A 15771-nucleotide genomic window follows, 5' to 3' on the forward strand; every position below is an offset into this window, starting at 1 on the left:
TTTTTTGGTGCAATATTTAAGCAGTTTTTAAGTTCTAATCAACTTGTTGCACTGCTTTGGGGAGGACAGCATTTAAGATAATTCCTAAAATTGCGCATAAGCTCACACCTTGCAAACTAAACTCGTCACCGCCGAGGTGCATGCCACCAATACCAAACACTAAAATCAGTGCGATGATAGTCAAGTTTCGAGGCGCGGTAAGGTCTTCACCTGATTTTACTAAAGTATTTAAACCTACAACGGCAATTGAGCCAAATAGTAAAATCATGATGCCGCCCATCACAGGAACCGGAATAGTTTGTAAACCCGCCCCCATTTTTGCCACAAATGCGAGCACAATCGCGATGATAGCAGTCCAAAGCATCACTCGAGGGTTGAAGTTACGCGTAAGCATGACCGCCCCCGTTACTTCAGAGTAGGTTGTATTAGGTGGACCACCAAAAACCGATGCCGCAGAGGTTGCTAAGCCATCACCGAGTAAAGTGCGATGTAAGCCCGGTTTCTTTAAATAGTCTTTACCCGTGACTTGGCTAATTGCCATCATGTCGCCAATATGTTCTATAGCTGGCGCAATGGCCACAGGCACCATAAATAAAATAGCTTGCCACTTAAACTCAGGGTAAGTAAATGCAGGTACAGCAAACCAGCGAGCTTCAGTAACCGCATTAAATTCCACAATACCTATAAATAACGAAGCAAGATAACCTGCGATAACACCAGCAAGAATAGGAATAAGTTTAAATACACCTTTACCCCATACCGCAAAAATCAGCGTAACCAATAATGATAAACCAGACACCCAAATAGCTTGTTCATAAGGAACTAGTTGCGCGCTGCCATCCCCTGCTTTACCCATTGCCATATTCACAGCAACGGGCGCTAAGGCTAAACCAATCACCATAATAACTGGGCCAACAACCACAGGAGGTAACACTTTATGCAGTGCATTCACGCCTTTAAATTTTACAATCAAGCTAAGTGCAAAATAGCAAAAGCCTGCCACCATTAAACCGCCCATAGTTGCAGGAATACCCCACATTTGTACTGAGGCGATAATAGGTGCAATAAAAGCAAAAGACGATGCTAAAAAGATAGGAACTTGGCCTTTGGTAACCACATGAAACAGCAAGGTTCCTAGGCCTGCGGTAAATAAAGCCACATTGGGATCAAGGCCTGTCAGTAACGGCACAAGTACCAGTGCGCCAAATGCAACAAACAGCATTTGCGCGCCGGTTAGAATTGTTTTTAACGAAAATGTTTGATGATTTTCCACGTGCACGCCTTACACTGTACCAAAGATCTTGTCACCGGCATCTCCTAAGCCTGGGATGATATAGCCTTTTTCGTTTAAGTGACTATCTAGTGATGCAGTGAAGATTTCAACATCTGGGTGCGCCTCAAGGGTTTTTTCTACACCTTCAGGTGCTGCCACTAGTACAATCACTTTAATATCTTTACAGCCTGCTTTTTTCAGCATATCGATTGTGGCGATCATTGAACCACCCGTTGCCAGCATTGGGTCAATAACAAGGCTTAAACGCTCATCAATTTTACCAACCAGTTTTTCAAAGTATGGCACAGGCTCCAATGTTTCTTCGTTACGCTGCAAACCTACAACACTAACTTTTGCAGCAGGTAATAATTGCATAACGCCATCCATCATACCAAGGCCGGCACGTAGAATCGGCACAACAGTAATTTTTTTACCTTTAATGTGCTCTACATTGAGGTTTGAACCATCCCATCCAGTGATCTGCACGCTTTCTAATGGTAGGTTTTTTGTTGCTTCGTATGTAAGCAAAGTACCTACTTCAGACGCCAGCTCACGGAAACTTTTTGTGCTAATACCTTGTGCGCGCATAAGGCCAAGTTTGTGTTGAACTAACGGATGAGTAATAACATGGATAGACATAAGTAGAACCTAAATGAAATAAATTACGCCTATTTTAGCGCAAAATAGTCTACTCGACTGCAAAAATTGCATACTTACTGCATTAATTCGATCAACTGGTCTAAAATTAAACAGCTGTGTGCAAATTTTAATTTTTTTGCAACAACACGTACGGTCAATATTTAAGATTTAATTATTTTTTGGGTTAAGCTGTAATGAAAACACTCACATTTACCTTAATACTATTTTGTTGCATTTCCTTACCAACCCACAGTGAAACACTCAATATTCAGATGATGGCTGACTTTATCCCCCAAGATGGCGGCAATCCAGAAAATGAAGCCACTACGTTTTTACTTGCTGCTGCCGCTGAGTTAGGTGATGAAATCAGCCTGCACTTTATACCGGCAAGTCGGCTAAGAGAATGGCAGCAGTTAAGTAAAATGAATAATGTTTGCTTATACAATAAATTAAAAACCCCTGACCGTGAGGCCCAAGCCGTATTTAGTCAATACCCTCTGATGGCTTTTCCTGCTAACAAATTGGTGGTATTCAACAAGCCAAAGATCCCTGATTCCATTACCCTGCTACAAGCTATTAATGACTTCAATTTAACAATAGGCATCATCAAGGACCGCTCATATTCAGAAGAAATTGATAACTTTATACGCTTAGATGATGAGCACTTTTTTATGTTAGAAGGGGCAACCAATGCACCTCGGCTTGGTCAGATGCTATTTCAAAATAAAATTGATGCAGTTTTAGAATACCAAACTATATTTAACAATCGCTATAAGCGAGCACCGGGTCTAAGTCACATTCGCTATATCAGCCTTAAGCCAGAAAAAGCCGCGTTGTTTGGTTATATTGCCTGCTCACCGACAGAGGTCGGCAAACAAGCCGTAGCACTGTTCGACAAAGCACTTAAAACAGAAAAGGTACGCACATTAATTAGTCAGCGTTTAATGGCGCTATTTCACGAAGGTGAAAACACACAAATTGTAAATGCCTTCAATGCAGCGTTTGAGCACTAAGCCGATAAAATCTGCTCCATAACCCAGCTTGTATGTAGTGCGGTTTCACCAGTTGATGGGTGTGGTTGCTGGGCATGAAAATAATTCGCCATGTTTTCAACATGATATTGTTGAATGTGTGCTGGGTTATCAATTACAAACTGTTTTGTTCCCTTTGCGTTGTTAAGCACAATGGGCTTTTCATCAAATACACTAAAGCTAAGCTCGCCTTCACTGCCATAAATCATTACATCATCAAAACGATTTGCTGAGGCAAAGTTCCAGCTTCCGGTGCCAGTGACGCCGGATTCATGCTGCCAGTGCGCGGTTATGGCATCGAATGCAGAATATAAGCCTTGTTGATTGGCACATAAACCATGCACCTTATTAAAATCACCTAAAAGGTAGGCAAGTAAATCAAGGCCATGGCTGGCTAAATCGTCAAAGTAACCGCCTCGTGCTACTGTTTGATCGGTACGCCAATTATACTCTCCCGATAAATCTAGGGGATTCGGCGACTTACTTAAATGCCAACTTACATGACGCAGCTTACCAATGGCACCTTGTTCAAGTAACTGTTTAACGTGATTAAAGCGCGGTAACGAACGACGATAATAAGCCACAAACAGCGGCTGTTTAGCTTCTTTAAACGCTGCGACAATGTCAAGGCTATCTTGATAACTTGGCGCAAGTGGCTTTTCTATACAACAAGGTTTACCTGCCGCTGCCACCTCAAGAGCAAACGCTTTATGGCTATCTGGCGGCGTGGCAATATACACTGCATCAACACTGTTATCGTTTATTAGTTCACTTGGCGATGTGTACACCTTTGCTACATTATGGCGTTTAGCATAATCATGGGCTTTTTCTAGGTCGCGGCGTGTCACCCCAATAAGCGCAATACCTTCTGCTTGTTGATAAGCTGGGCCGCTTTTCACTTCGGTTACAGCACCACAGCCAATAATGGCAAATCGCATTGGCTTATTCATTGTTATTCCTTTGTATTTGTTAAGTACGTTGCAAATTGCTGCTGCATGTAGCCATTTATTTTTGCATGAGTTGGGCTCCAACCTGCTAAAAAGCGATAAAAATCACTCCATGCGTAACACCATAGCGCTCGCCAACTACTAACAACATGCACAGGATTTATACTCGGTTGATAGCGTTTTAGTGCTAGGGTAAGAGTGTCAAAATAACGATTTAAATAATCATCTGCAACTGATTTTAATGCTGTATCATCTAAACAACTGCCTAAAAAATACATTACATCAATCACCCCTACACCCTTGCCAACATATTGAAAGTCATAACCAAGAACGTGCTGGTTTTGTGGCGCAATAGCAAAGTTGGCAAGCTTAGCATCACCATGAATTAACGTTTGGTAAGGTGACTCACTCAGCGCAGTATCAATAGGTTGCGCTTGCGCTTTTAAGCTTAAATCGCTCATACGCTGTAACTCATCTGGCCGTGTTGCTAAATGCCAATAACTACCTCGAGGCCAAAGCCCCTCGGATGAGCTTGCTAAATGAAAAGCATGAAAATGTGCAAGCCAGTTTATAATTGCTTGAATGTGGCTGTGTGTAGCATATGCTTGCTGGTAGCCATGTGCTACGAAATCACTAAATAATAACGCTTGCTTAGTGCCCTCTTGTATTGCATCAATACAGTGAATAGCCGCAGCTTCATGGGGTAATTGCTCAGCGTAATGCCGATACCAGTTAAATTCGACTAAGTACGATTGGCGCTTTCTGGCAAGAGCAAAATCACTTTGCGTTATACGGCTATGATTAATCTGGCTAGGCACTTCAATCGCTTTAATTACAGTCGCTGCACCGTTCACTTGGCAACGAATAATCTCACCGCACCCGCTCCAGACTGACGCGGCTTGCTGTAAATTTGTAATGTTTGAAAAGTGAGAAGTAACAAATTGCCTAAGATCCATAACGCTCTATGATTTAAAAAACGAATGGCAATGGTAGGTGAAATTAGCTATTGGCACAACGGCCCGTAGGCAATAAAAAACCCGTGCTAAACACGGGTTTTCGAAGATAAAGTCCTAATACTGCTAAGGACTTGCATTGTTGAATTACTCGTTTACCACACTTTTAAGTGGGTTAACTGGCTTTGCATTGTCATCCAGTAAGTTCATATCAAAATCGAACTCATCAACACGAATCGCTTTCTCACGTTTCTTGTTGTAGTCAATCAGTTTTGCATACTCTTCTTCGTTGATAACACTTGCAACAAGTGCATTATCAAGAGTTTCTGCAAAACGAACGCCCGGCTTGATAGTTTTAGCACGCAGTGCTTTTTTAACTTTTGCAAGTAAATCAAGACACGCCATTTTCGCTTTGTACGCTTGCTCATTGATGTAATGACCATCACCTTCAATTGGATTAACCAAGTGAGTGATTTGCGCTTTAAATGCCGTATCCATTTGCGCTTGAGTCGCAAGTTCACGGATTAAATCATCGCTGATCTTAGGCATTTTCTTTGAGTAGTTCATAGTAATGAAACGCATAAACTTACGAGTACCACTTGCAGGGAAGTTATCTAGGAACTTATGCAGTGCTTCTTCAGCGCTTTGTAGTGCAAAGCGAGTCGCATAGTGGAAGTAAGGCGCAGCTTGCTCACGTTCACTGCTTGCTACTTTTTGCTCGTAGTATTTAATCGATGCCATCGCCGCATACAAGAAGCTCATTACGTCACCTAAACGTGCAGATAACATTTCTGCTTGTTTAAGTTTGCCGCCCAGTACCAATAACGAGAAGTCAGCGTAAACTGCAAGTTTTGCAGATAGTTTGTGTGCTGCTTTTTCGTATTCACGTACTTCTGGTAGTGACGATTTAGCACCCGCAGTAAACGGTAATACACCTAAACGGAAAGCACGTAAGCTGTTAGCTACGCTGTAGCCTACTGTTTTACGTAAGATGCTGTTGAATTCTTTGTCTGCATTTTTGTCTTCGCTGTGGATAGACTCAACCATAGATTGCAGGTAAGGGTGACAACGCATTACACCTTGACCAAAAATCATTAGGTTACGAGTAAGAATGTTTGCACCTTCAACCGTGATTGCGATAGGTTGAGCAACATAACCACTTGCTAATGTATTTTGCGGCCCATTTTGAATCGCTTTACCTGCTTGAATATCCATTGCTGAATCAAGCACGTTACGGCCAATTTCTGTCATGTGGTATTTAGCAATCGCAGTGACTACAGATGGTTTTAAGCCCATGCCTAAACCTTCTGTTGTTAATACACGCATTGCTTCTTGAAGGTAAGTTTTACCTGCGATATCAGCAAGCTTCTCTTGAATACCTTCGAATTGACCAATCGCCAGACCAAACTGCTCACGCACAGCTGCGTACTCAGAAGCACCTTTAAATGCCACTTGTGATGAACTAACACCTAGTGCCGGTAACGAGATACCACGGCCAGCACCTAAACAGCTAACCAGCATTTGCCAGCCACGACCGATGTTCTTTTGACCACCAATGATGAAGTCCATTGGTACAAATACTTTTTCACCGCGAGTCGTACCGTTGTAAAAACGGATACCCATAGGGTCATGACGATTACCAAGCTGAACACCTGGGTGATCTTTAGGAATAAGCGCACAGGTAATACCTAGGTTTTCTTTACCACCTAGTAAACCATCAGGGTCAACCACTTTAAATGCTAAACCTAATACTGTCGCAATAGGTGCTAGAGTGATGTAGCGTTTGTCCCAAGTAATTTCTAAACCTAAAACTTCTTCGCCATTGAATTGACCACGTTTAACAACACCGATATCTGGAATACCACCAGCATCTGAACCCGCTTCTGGGCTAGTCAGCGCGAAACATGGAATATCACGACCATTTGCAAGGCGTGGTAAGTAGTGATCTTGCTGCTCTTTAGTACCGAAGTGTAGTAATAGCTCACCTGGGCCTAGAGAGTTAGGAACCATCACGGTTACCGCAACCGCAGAACTCTTAGTCGCAATAGTCGCAACAATTGTAGAGTTTGCATAAGGGCTGAACTCTAAACCGCCGAATGATTTAGGGATGATAAGCGAGAAAAAGCGCTCTTTTTTCAAGAAATCAAGAATGTAGTCAGGAAGATGTACACCATTTTGAATTTCAGAATCATCAATCATTGATAATAATTCTTTAACTGGGCCATCTAAGAATGCTTGTTCTTCAGCGCTCAGCTTAGCTGCTGGCACGTCACGAAGTGCATCGAAGTCAGGTTTACCTTGGTAGATTGAACCTTCTAACCAAACATCACCCGCATCTAACGCTTCTTGTTCTGTAATTGAAATACTAGGTAATACTTTTTTTAATTTTGTACGTAAGCTCATAATAAACTCATCCGACCAGATAGTAATACCTACATTACGTCACAAAATGAGCAATAGATCAATTGGTCCAACCAGTTTTTTTAACATTTTTTTATATTTATTTTTTCTTTGTATGCTAAGCACTTGAATACAATGGGTTTACACGTGTACGCTCAATTGCAATTTTTTATCCCGAAATAGTTAACAACTAAAGACTGAGAACAAAAAGCCCAACTAAAAAGTTGGGCTTAGATACAAATACTGAGTGAATGATTTAGAGTTCATCTTCTATGGGGAATAGCGAAATAAACCAAACCTGAAAACGCCGCCAAGATGACGTTTGTGGTTCTTCATCAAACTGCTCATTACTTACTGTGTCGAGCCAAACTAAGTCATCATCTTTAAGTGCAACTTTCCAGGCATATTCGGGCATTTGCGTATCAACCCAATGGGCTAAAAAGCGACTAAGCTTTTCGCTTTCGATTAACACTCCCATCTCGGTATTTAAATCAAGTGAGCGAGGGTCTAGATTCATGGTACCCACAAAAATCCTTTCATCATCAAAGGTCATGGTTTTTGCGTGTAAGCTTGCTTGCGATGACCCTGTAACTTTACGCCCTGCTTTGCGCTTAATAGCCATTAGATCACTGGGTTTTAATTCCCAAAGCTTTACCCCAGCCTTAATGAGATCTTCTCGGTATTTTTTATAACCAGCATGCACCGCGGATACATCCGTAGCAGCTAAAGAATTCGTTAAAATAGTGACATCAATACCTTTTTGAGCCCAGTTTGTTAACAGTTTCACACCTGAATCGCGAGGAATAAAATAGGGTGAAATTATAATTGCTCTATGCTTGGGCTCACCCATTTCTTTGAATAATAGTGGTGACATGTTTGCAGAGCGCTCATTGACATCATTCATCACTTTATCGGGATGGTCGTAAAACAGCACAGATTTTTGCCAATCAAACTTAATATCATCATTTTGAAGCCGTTTTACAAACTCACTTTCACGTAATTGTTCTACATAATTACTTTGCTGATTTTGCTCAACATAACTTGAAAGTGTGTTTGTAATATCAACCAAAGATTGCTCATCTCGTGAACCATGTAACTCTTCAACAGGGTAAGAAAGTTGGTGATTCCAATACAAATCAAAGGCTTTTGATGCCTCTGGAACAATCTCTCCAGCACTCATGACATCTAAATCAATAAATTCAGAATGATCTTCTGCCGAAAAATAAGCATTGCCAATATTTCGGCCACCAGTGATAAAAATCCGATTATCAACAATAAAACTCTTATTATGCATTCGTCTTGACAGTTGACTGTAATTACTTAGAAAGCCAAGCGCTTTAAAACGACGGTTAGGAAAGGGATTAAATAAACGAACTTCAATATTAGGATGAACAGCCAGTGCAGCGAGGTCTAATTCACTATCTGCTTGCGATAAATCATCGAGTAGTAAACGTACTCTTACCCCACGCTCCGCAGCTTTTAATAAAAAAGCCGTAAATAATATAGTGGTTTGCTGTCTGTGGTATAAATAGTACTGCACATCAATGGTGTGCTCTGCAGAATCAATAAGTGCCAATCTAGCTACAAAGGCATCGACCCCATCTGCTAGAGGATAAAAACCAGATAATCCAGGATGATTATTACCCACCGCATCTCCTATAGTACTGGGTGTATCTGCTGCAATGGCATAACTTGGTTGAATAGACTCTCTTGAAGGTAATTGTGCGCAACCAGAAATATACAAAAATAATACACAAAAAAGGAGTTTTGAAGAGTCTAGTATCATGGCTTCCTACCATTGATTTAACGTGAGATACACGTGATCGTTATACTATTACCCTAATAAATGAACGGATTAAAAGCAAATAAAAACTAATATGGAGGGATAAAGAAGTAAAAAGTAGTAATAAAAAGGTTTTAACGGCTTTAAGAGCAAATAGATTAAGCTACTTGCTCAGTAATATCAGCAATTTCGATTAGTTTACGATTGAGAATTTTTTTACAACAACCACAACACTTGCCGCACTGGGTACCCACCTGCAGCTCTTTTGATAATTCACGCATAGTCATCGCGCCATCATCAATTGTTTGTTCAATTTTTTTGTCAGTTACACCATGGCAAAGGCAAATATACATGAATGCAAACCACTCTCATTTCTGTTGATGGAATGCATATTAATCTAAACGGTAATAGTTCGCAATAGTGTTATAGACAATATTTGCATAACTTTTGAACCAGAACTGTCTAAATGGCACACGCATAAAAATTTCCCCTTATGTTATGGACGGTTAGTCAAAGTCGGGGAAAGAAAAATTTTTAAATTTTTTTGTAAGATCTAATTTGCTAGTTGTTGTTTGTCAGTAATGTGGGCAAGTAGCTACTTAAGACGACCGCACCAAAAGCATAACTAAAGTTAATGATTTTTCAGTAACCCCAAATTAACAGGCTTAATAATTTAGCTATTAAAGCCTGCGGCAATTTTGCACTTCTTACCCAAACTTTGAATCGCAAAAGAGTCCCTCTAATTACACTTTATGCTTTGTTATTGAAAAGCATACCGGAGTGATTATTGCTAGGCATTGAAAATAGTGAATTGATCATCGAAGAAACATTGCTTTTCACTGCTCGCTGAACAGCATTAACCTCATCGTCTAACTGCTCGTTTAATTCTTTTAGTTGCACTTCACGCTGCTCAGGCGTTAACTCTTCATTTGTTTCTACAATATTAATTTTATTTTGCAGTTCTTTAATCTTAGCAACTAACTCTTGCTGAGTGAGTGGGGTATCTGGTTTTGTCTCTGTTTCAGAATCTACATTGTTATTTTGCTGATTATTTTTGGCATAGCCGTTTGTTGCATTATTGGTGTTTAGATTTAGATCATTTTTATTTTTCTGACCCACAGGGTCTGACAATACAGAAGATGAAAATGGAGTAACTTGCATGATATTCCTAAGGTTATTTTTTTGACACTTTTAAGCTGTGCTGTTTAAAAAGAAATTAATGCACAAAACGTACCCATTAAGCATCCAAATCTTTCTATTTAAAGTCTTAAGGCATACTCAAGCACTCACCTTGTACTTGTTTCCCTAAAGCATAATTTAGTTAATTGCAAAAACTAGTTATAAATTACTATTTGATAACTTTTTAATAACCTTTTGTGATCGCTTTTCAAATCTCCCTCGTTCACTTTGTTGTGATGGACACGTCGTAACGTCCGAACATACAAATATATAAGGAAGAACGATGAAATACTTACTCTTGGCAACAAGCTTGCTATTTATCACAGCATGCAGCGATGATGACGACGATAAAACCGAAGTGGTTACTCCACCCCCAGTTCAAGAATTCAGCCCAAGTATGACCTACTCCGTTACATTGAGCGGCAAGCAAGAAGTGCCGATGAATAACTCAATGCAAACAGCAACTGCAACAGTAGAGCTTGACGAAAGTTTAATGCAATTTCGCGCAACACTTGACGCAAGCTCAGTCGAGGGCTTTAGCGCAGCACATATACATGACGGCGACTTAGGTGCTAATGGCGATGTTGCATTCACATTTGAAGCCACCACCGATGGTATGTATGAAGTCGCAATTACCGACCTTGATGAGAGCTTAATCGCTGATTTAATGGATGGCGATTGGTATATAAATCTACACACTGAGCAGTATGCTAATGGTGAATTACGTGCGCAAATTGTGCCTGATACAACCAGTATCATCACCTTTGTTTTAAATGGCGATCAACAAGTGCCTATGAACGACAGCGACGCAATGGGTTATGGCTATGCGTCTTACGACAGTGCCACAACAGAATTGCGCCTTCGTGCAGTGACTATGGGTGTTGATGACGCAACGGCGGCTCATATCCACACTGGAAAATTAGGTTCAAATGGTGATGTTTTTGTTGCTCTAGAGCAAGATGATGAAGTAATGACAGATTGGGTAGTCCCAGAAGGTACAACAATCGATAGTGACACTTTAGCAATCCTTTTAGATGGTGGTCATTATGTCAACGTTCATACGCCTGAGTATGCCGGTGGTGAAATCCGCGGCCAGATCCTAACGGATAACTACGCTGTTGCTACATTCGCTTTAAGTGGCAATCAAGAAGTACCAATGGTGAACACAATGGCAAGTGGTGATGGCTATGCATTAGTTGATACTACCGACTACAGTGTCGAGCTTACTGTTGTAACCTCAGGCTTAGACGATGCCAGCGCTGCGCACATTCATACAGGTCGTATTGGTACAAATGGCGATGTATTAGTCGCTCTTGAACAATCAATGGACGACAGCAACGTGTGGATGACGCCAAGTAATACTCAAATCAATGCTGATATTTTTGCAGTACTAGCTTCTGGAGGCCATTACGTAAATGTCCATACCCCGGGTAACCCTGGTGGCGAGCTTCGCGGACAAATTCTTACCAGCAATTATATCTTCACAACCTTTAAACTTAGCGGTAAGCAAGAGGTACCTGCCGTTATGAGTAACGCTAGCGGCGAAGCTTATGCATTAATTAACATGGATAATTACGGCTTAGAACTACGTGTTAGCACCATGGGCGTTGATGATGCAACAGGCGCTCACATTCATACAGGCCGGATTGGCACAAATGGCGATGTATTAGTTGCGCTTGAGCAATCAAGTACTGATACAGGAATGTGGATGACACCGGAAAACACGCAAATTAATGCTGATATTTTCGCAGTACTTGCTTCAGGTGGCCATTATATTAATGTTCATACGCCAGCTAACCCAGGTGGCGAAATTAGAGGTCAGATCCTAACAGACAACTATCAGCTTGTTACTTTCCCACTCAGTGGAATGCAAGAAGTTCCTGCTGTCGACACTATGGCATCAGGCAGTGGTTATGCATTAGTGAACATGGATAATTACCATCTAGAATTAAGAGCATTAACTGAAGGTGTTAGTGATGCTACTGCTGCACACATTCACACTGGCCGTATCGGTATGAATGGTGATGTACTTGCTGCGCTAGAGCAGTCAAGCGAGAATGCAAATCTGTGGCAAACACCTGAAAACACCATGATCAATGCCGACATTTTCGCAATACTCGCATCAGGTGGCCATTACGTTAATGTGCATACGCCTGCTAACCCAAGTGGTGAACTGCGTGGCCAAATCCTTACCGATAACTATGTATTCGTGACCTTCCCACTAAGTGGTGAACAACAAGTTTCTGCGGTAACAACAGATGCCTCTGGCGATGGCTATGCATTAGTAAACACCAATGATTACAGCGTTGAATTGCAAGTACTTACATCAGGAGTAAGCGATGCGAGCGCTGCGCACATTCATACCGGTTTTGCAGGTGAAAATGGCCCAGTGCTAGCTCCTCTTGAGCAAGACAGTGATGATATGAATCGCTGGATGAGCACTACAGGCTTAATGATTAATGCTGAAATTTTCTCTGTTCTCGCTTCAGGAGGTCATTATATAAATGTACATACTCCTGCTAATCCAAATGGAGAGATAAGAGGCCAAATTCAATAATTCCCGTGTTACAGAGGCCAATAGTTAATTGGCCTCTTTATCTAATTAAGCGAAAATAAGACCCTACAATTAAAATTATACTTTCAACTTTATTGTAAATAGCGAATGTGTAATTTTCTTACTACCTAATCTCACAATAACACCCCTCGGCATCTGAATTAATAAACCGACTGTTAAACCCAGCACGTAAGTTTGCAATTACTAACTCGACAAAGCCATCTAAGCTTGAACACGCTAGTCCTTTTGACAATGGACCTGCGTATACAAGCTGTTGATTTTCTGAAATTAGTACAGCAGCCGGGTAAGCGGGTAATAGTGCCGCCACTGCTGAGGTTGGTTTAAGCTTTATAACTTTAACATCTTGTTCAGTAGCATAATCTGTAAGGCTAGCAATATGGGCTTGGGAGCGAGCTGAACAGACACAGCTATTATCATCAATAATATATAAGGTATTGCTGTTCTTTGCGCTAAGCCCCATGGAGGTTTGAAATAATGACAGCCAATTTGGCTTTGCTAGTTTTCTATCTGGGTCAAAAAGTGTGATTTGTTGAGAGTAGGCAATCGATAAAGCAGCTACAACCAAGGCAATCCAAACTAGGATTGCCACAATCACTCTCTTGCTACTTGAATTTGGCAATACCCTGCTCCATCACATCAATACTTTCATCAATGAGTTGCACGCGCTCGGTAAGCTTTTCGATCATCAGGTTATCTTTGGCTTGGTTAGCAATTAACGCTTGTGAATTCTCGGCAATGGCACGTGTATTTCCCGCTTGGCTCTGTACTACATGCGCAACCGATTGAGAGCTGTTTGCAGCAAGGTTAACTTGCTCTGTCATTTCAGTAATTTGTAGTTTCATCTGTGAGCTAATCGCTGACAGTTGCTCAATGAGTGCCACACTGCCTTGCATTGATTTAGTTGATGAAGCACTGTTTTGCATCAAGCTTTCGAGCGTATTGGTTATTTTATCGGTGGTATGTTTACTGCGCGTTGCCAGGTTTCTGACTTCATCAGCCACTACAGCAAAGCCGCGGCCTTGTTCACCAGCACGCGCAGCTTCAATAGCTGCATTTAGCGCAAGTAAGTTAGTTTGCTCAGCAATTGATGAAATCTCATTAAGGAGTTCAGAAATATGACTACAAGCATTCACTAACTGAGAAATATTCTGATCAGCTTCTTGTAAGTTGTTTGCCAACTCTGCTGCTTTGGTATCGGTATTTGCAACTTCATTTAATGCGTCTGCGGCACTAACATGCAACTGCTCAAATTGCATTTGTAATTCATTACTTTCGTGTTCAACATGGGCAAAGCCTTCAGCAACACGCTCGCCTGATTGTGCAATATCTATAGACAACTGCTCACGTAACACGGCTTGCTCATGCAGCTCATCATGAACCTCAAGCAATTGTTTAGATTGATTTTTAAGAACATTAGTTTGACTTTTCACATCCCCCACAACCCGAGATAAAAAGCCAAGTAAACGATTAAAACCCGCCACAGCTTTACTATGGCGCTCATCTGCTCTTAGGCTAATATTTATACGGTTTTCATCAGCCATAATTTGTTCTGTTGTATCGCTTAAAGAAAGACCTGAGCTTCTCTCCAGATGCAAAGTTTTGGCAATATAACCTGCCACAAATGCTTCAACGATGGCATATACAGCATGAATAAGTACAGTGCTAAAATACAGCCTGTCTGGATCGAAAACATAAAAACCAGACTCGTTTATCTGTAAAAAGTAAAAGCTCAAATGGTGAACGGCAACAAAGACAAGCGCTGTAATAAACACGCGCCATTCAACAAACATGATCAATACTGCCATTAAAATAAATATTTCAAAGTGAACTTCAATGAGGCCGTAGCTTTGTTGGATGTGTAAAAACGAAAACATCATGCAACCGGCAGCGACTACATGAGCTGTTAATTTGCTCGTTGGATATTGATAGAGCATCCAAAGTGGTAAAGACAGCAGTAATAGGCCTGTGACCACACCCGTTATTAGCGTCGAATAAACAAAACCTAACACCAAAGATTCAATAAACAACAACAGGAACAAATAAGTAAAAAGACGGCGCACACTCGTCATAGTTAAAGCCTTAATTATTAAATAATTTACAAAAACACAATTAATCGAGCCAATACGGCTTGATGCGCATCACGGTTCACTTTATTAATTGCAATAATGCTCTAAATTGATCGGTCCCTGCTTTTTCTAGCCATTGAAATATCACACTCTCTGTACAAGTAATAATAGCACCCGCTGCAGATAGCTGCTTAATAGCTAGCTTTTTGTGGTTTTGATTTCGAGAAGCAATGGCATCTTCAACAACGAATACTTGAAAACCTGCAGCCAGCAAGTCTAAACATGTTTGCAACACACACACATGTGCTTCAGTTCCTGTGACTACTACCTGAGCTCGTTTATAGTCAGCTAACTTGTGGTTAAAATCATTTTCTAAACAGGCGCTAAAATGAATTTTATGGTAACAATTTTCTGCTGTAATAAACGGCACGAGTTCTTCACTGGTATGGCCTAATTTCGAAGGATTTTGTTCTGTAAATAAATAGGGGACCGCCAGTAACTTAGCACTATTTAACAAGGTAGCTGTGTGTTGTACAACATTAGTAAAATCGTCAATAACAGGGGCTAATCCAGCTTGCTCATCAATGATCAGCAGCATTGCTTGGCTTTGTTGGCATATATATGAATGGCGCATTACTTCCTCAAACTATGATAATTACTAAAGTTATAGCATAGCTTTCTAAATATGAACTAAGCAGACATTGTTACTAAATTATCTTTTCAGAACCATAAATTACGTTCATAATTGTGCTATATTTTGTTAAAAATTATGCGCAAACACTAATTTAGGGTTAATCAGTCAGTGCCTAAACGTTTTCTTTTTGTTTTCTTATTTGTCTTTTCCGCGCTCATTCCCACTGCGTTGGCACAAAACTATGCACTGCAAATCCAACGCATTTCTACCGATGAAGGCCTAACACAAGGT

The 15771-nt window shown here is 40.8% G+C and carries 13 protein-coding genes; 2 read left to right on the plus strand and 11 right to left on the minus strand.

Annotation, left to right across the window (positions count from 1 at the left end; all coding sequences use genetic code 11):
• Nucleotides 1–34: 34 nt before the first annotated feature.
• Both L1264_RS15305 and upp read right to left on the minus strand, forming a co-directional pair.
• Nucleotides 35–1273 carry a uracil-xanthine permease family protein gene (locus tag L1264_RS15305; protein WP_135926936.1) on the minus strand — a complete coding sequence of 413 codons (1239 nt, stop codon included), beginning with the start codon at nt 1271–1273 and terminating at the stop codon, nt 35–37.
• A 9-nt stretch (nt 1274–1282) separates the two neighbouring features.
• The gene (gene upp, locus L1264_RS15310; protein WP_135926935.1) at nt 1283–1912 is read right to left on the minus strand and encodes a uracil phosphoribosyltransferase; all 630 of its coding nucleotides are present in this window, start codon (nt 1910–1912) and stop codon (nt 1283–1285) included.
• A 194-nt stretch (nt 1913–2106) separates the two neighbouring features.
• On the opposite strand from upp, the gene L1264_RS15315 reads away from it, so the two are divergent.
• Nucleotides 2107–2925, plus strand: a complete 819-nt coding sequence (locus L1264_RS15315) for a hypothetical protein (protein ID WP_199527788.1) — start codon at nt 2107–2109, stop codon at nt 2923–2925.
• Here the strand turns inward: L1264_RS15315 and L1264_RS15320 are convergent.
• The 6 genes from L1264_RS15320 to L1264_RS15345 all read right to left on the minus strand — a co-directional run bounded on the left by L1264_RS15320 (nt 2922) and on the right by L1264_RS15345 (nt 10187).
• Nucleotides 2922–3893, minus strand: a complete 972-nt coding sequence (locus L1264_RS15320; protein ID WP_199527789.1) for a Gfo/Idh/MocA family protein — start codon at nt 3891–3893, stop codon at nt 2922–2924. The genes L1264_RS15315 and L1264_RS15320 overlap by 4 nt on opposite strands.
• Before the next feature lie 2 nt (nt 3894–3895).
• Nucleotides 3896–4846, minus strand: a complete 951-nt coding sequence (locus L1264_RS15325; RefSeq protein WP_199527790.1) for a phosphotransferase — start codon at nt 4844–4846, stop codon at nt 3896–3898.
• Between the two features lie 144 nt (nt 4847–4990).
• Nucleotides 4991–7246, minus strand: coding sequence for an acyl-CoA dehydrogenase (locus L1264_RS15330; RefSeq protein ID WP_135926931.1), 2256 nt, complete (start codon nt 7244–7246; stop codon nt 4991–4993).
• A 253-nt stretch (nt 7247–7499) separates the two neighbouring features.
• Nucleotides 7500–9029, minus strand: coding sequence for a phospholipase D family protein (locus L1264_RS15335; protein WP_199527791.1), 1530 nt, complete (start codon nt 9027–9029; stop codon nt 7500–7502).
• A gap of 155 nt (nt 9030–9184) precedes the next feature.
• Nucleotides 9185–9379 (minus strand): (2Fe-2S)-binding protein, encoded by a 195-nt coding sequence (locus L1264_RS15340; RefSeq protein ID WP_135926929.1) that lies wholly within the window; start codon nt 9377–9379, stop codon nt 9185–9187.
• A 397-nt stretch (nt 9380–9776) separates the two neighbouring features.
• Nucleotides 9777–10187 carry a hypothetical protein gene (locus L1264_RS15345; protein ID WP_199527792.1) on the minus strand — a complete coding sequence of 137 codons (411 nt, stop codon included), beginning with the start codon at nt 10185–10187 and terminating at the stop codon, nt 9777–9779.
• A 301-nt stretch (nt 10188–10488) separates the two neighbouring features.
• Between L1264_RS15345 and L1264_RS15350 the strand changes: the two genes are divergently transcribed.
• Complete coding sequence (locus L1264_RS15350) at nt 10489–12762, plus strand: CHRD domain-containing protein (protein ID WP_199527793.1); 2274 nt, start codon at nt 10489–10491, stop codon at nt 12760–12762.
• Between the two features lie 121 nt (nt 12763–12883).
• Here L1264_RS15350 and L1264_RS15355 read toward each other — a convergent pair whose 3' ends face one another.
• From L1264_RS15355 to L1264_RS15365, 3 genes are all read right to left on the minus strand, one after another.
• On the minus strand, nt 12884–13369 hold the full coding sequence (locus tag L1264_RS15355; RefSeq protein ID WP_138557767.1) for a DUF6436 domain-containing protein: 486 nt from the start codon (nt 13367–13369) through the stop codon (nt 12884–12886).
• Nucleotides 13370–13382: 13 nt separating this feature from the next.
• Nucleotides 13383–14849, minus strand: a complete 1467-nt coding sequence (locus tag L1264_RS15360; RefSeq protein ID WP_199527794.1) for a methyl-accepting chemotaxis protein — start codon at nt 14847–14849, stop codon at nt 13383–13385.
• 76 nt (nt 14850–14925) lie between these two features.
• Nucleotides 14926–15480, minus strand: a complete 555-nt coding sequence (locus tag L1264_RS15365) for an isochorismatase family protein (protein WP_199527795.1) — start codon at nt 15478–15480, stop codon at nt 14926–14928.
• Nucleotides 15481–15771: the final 291 nt, after the last annotated feature.

It is taken from the genome of Pseudoalteromonas sp. APAL1, assembly GCF_021532475.1.
GTDB lineage: Bacteria > Pseudomonadota > Gammaproteobacteria > Enterobacterales > Alteromonadaceae > Pseudoalteromonas > Pseudoalteromonas lipolytica_C.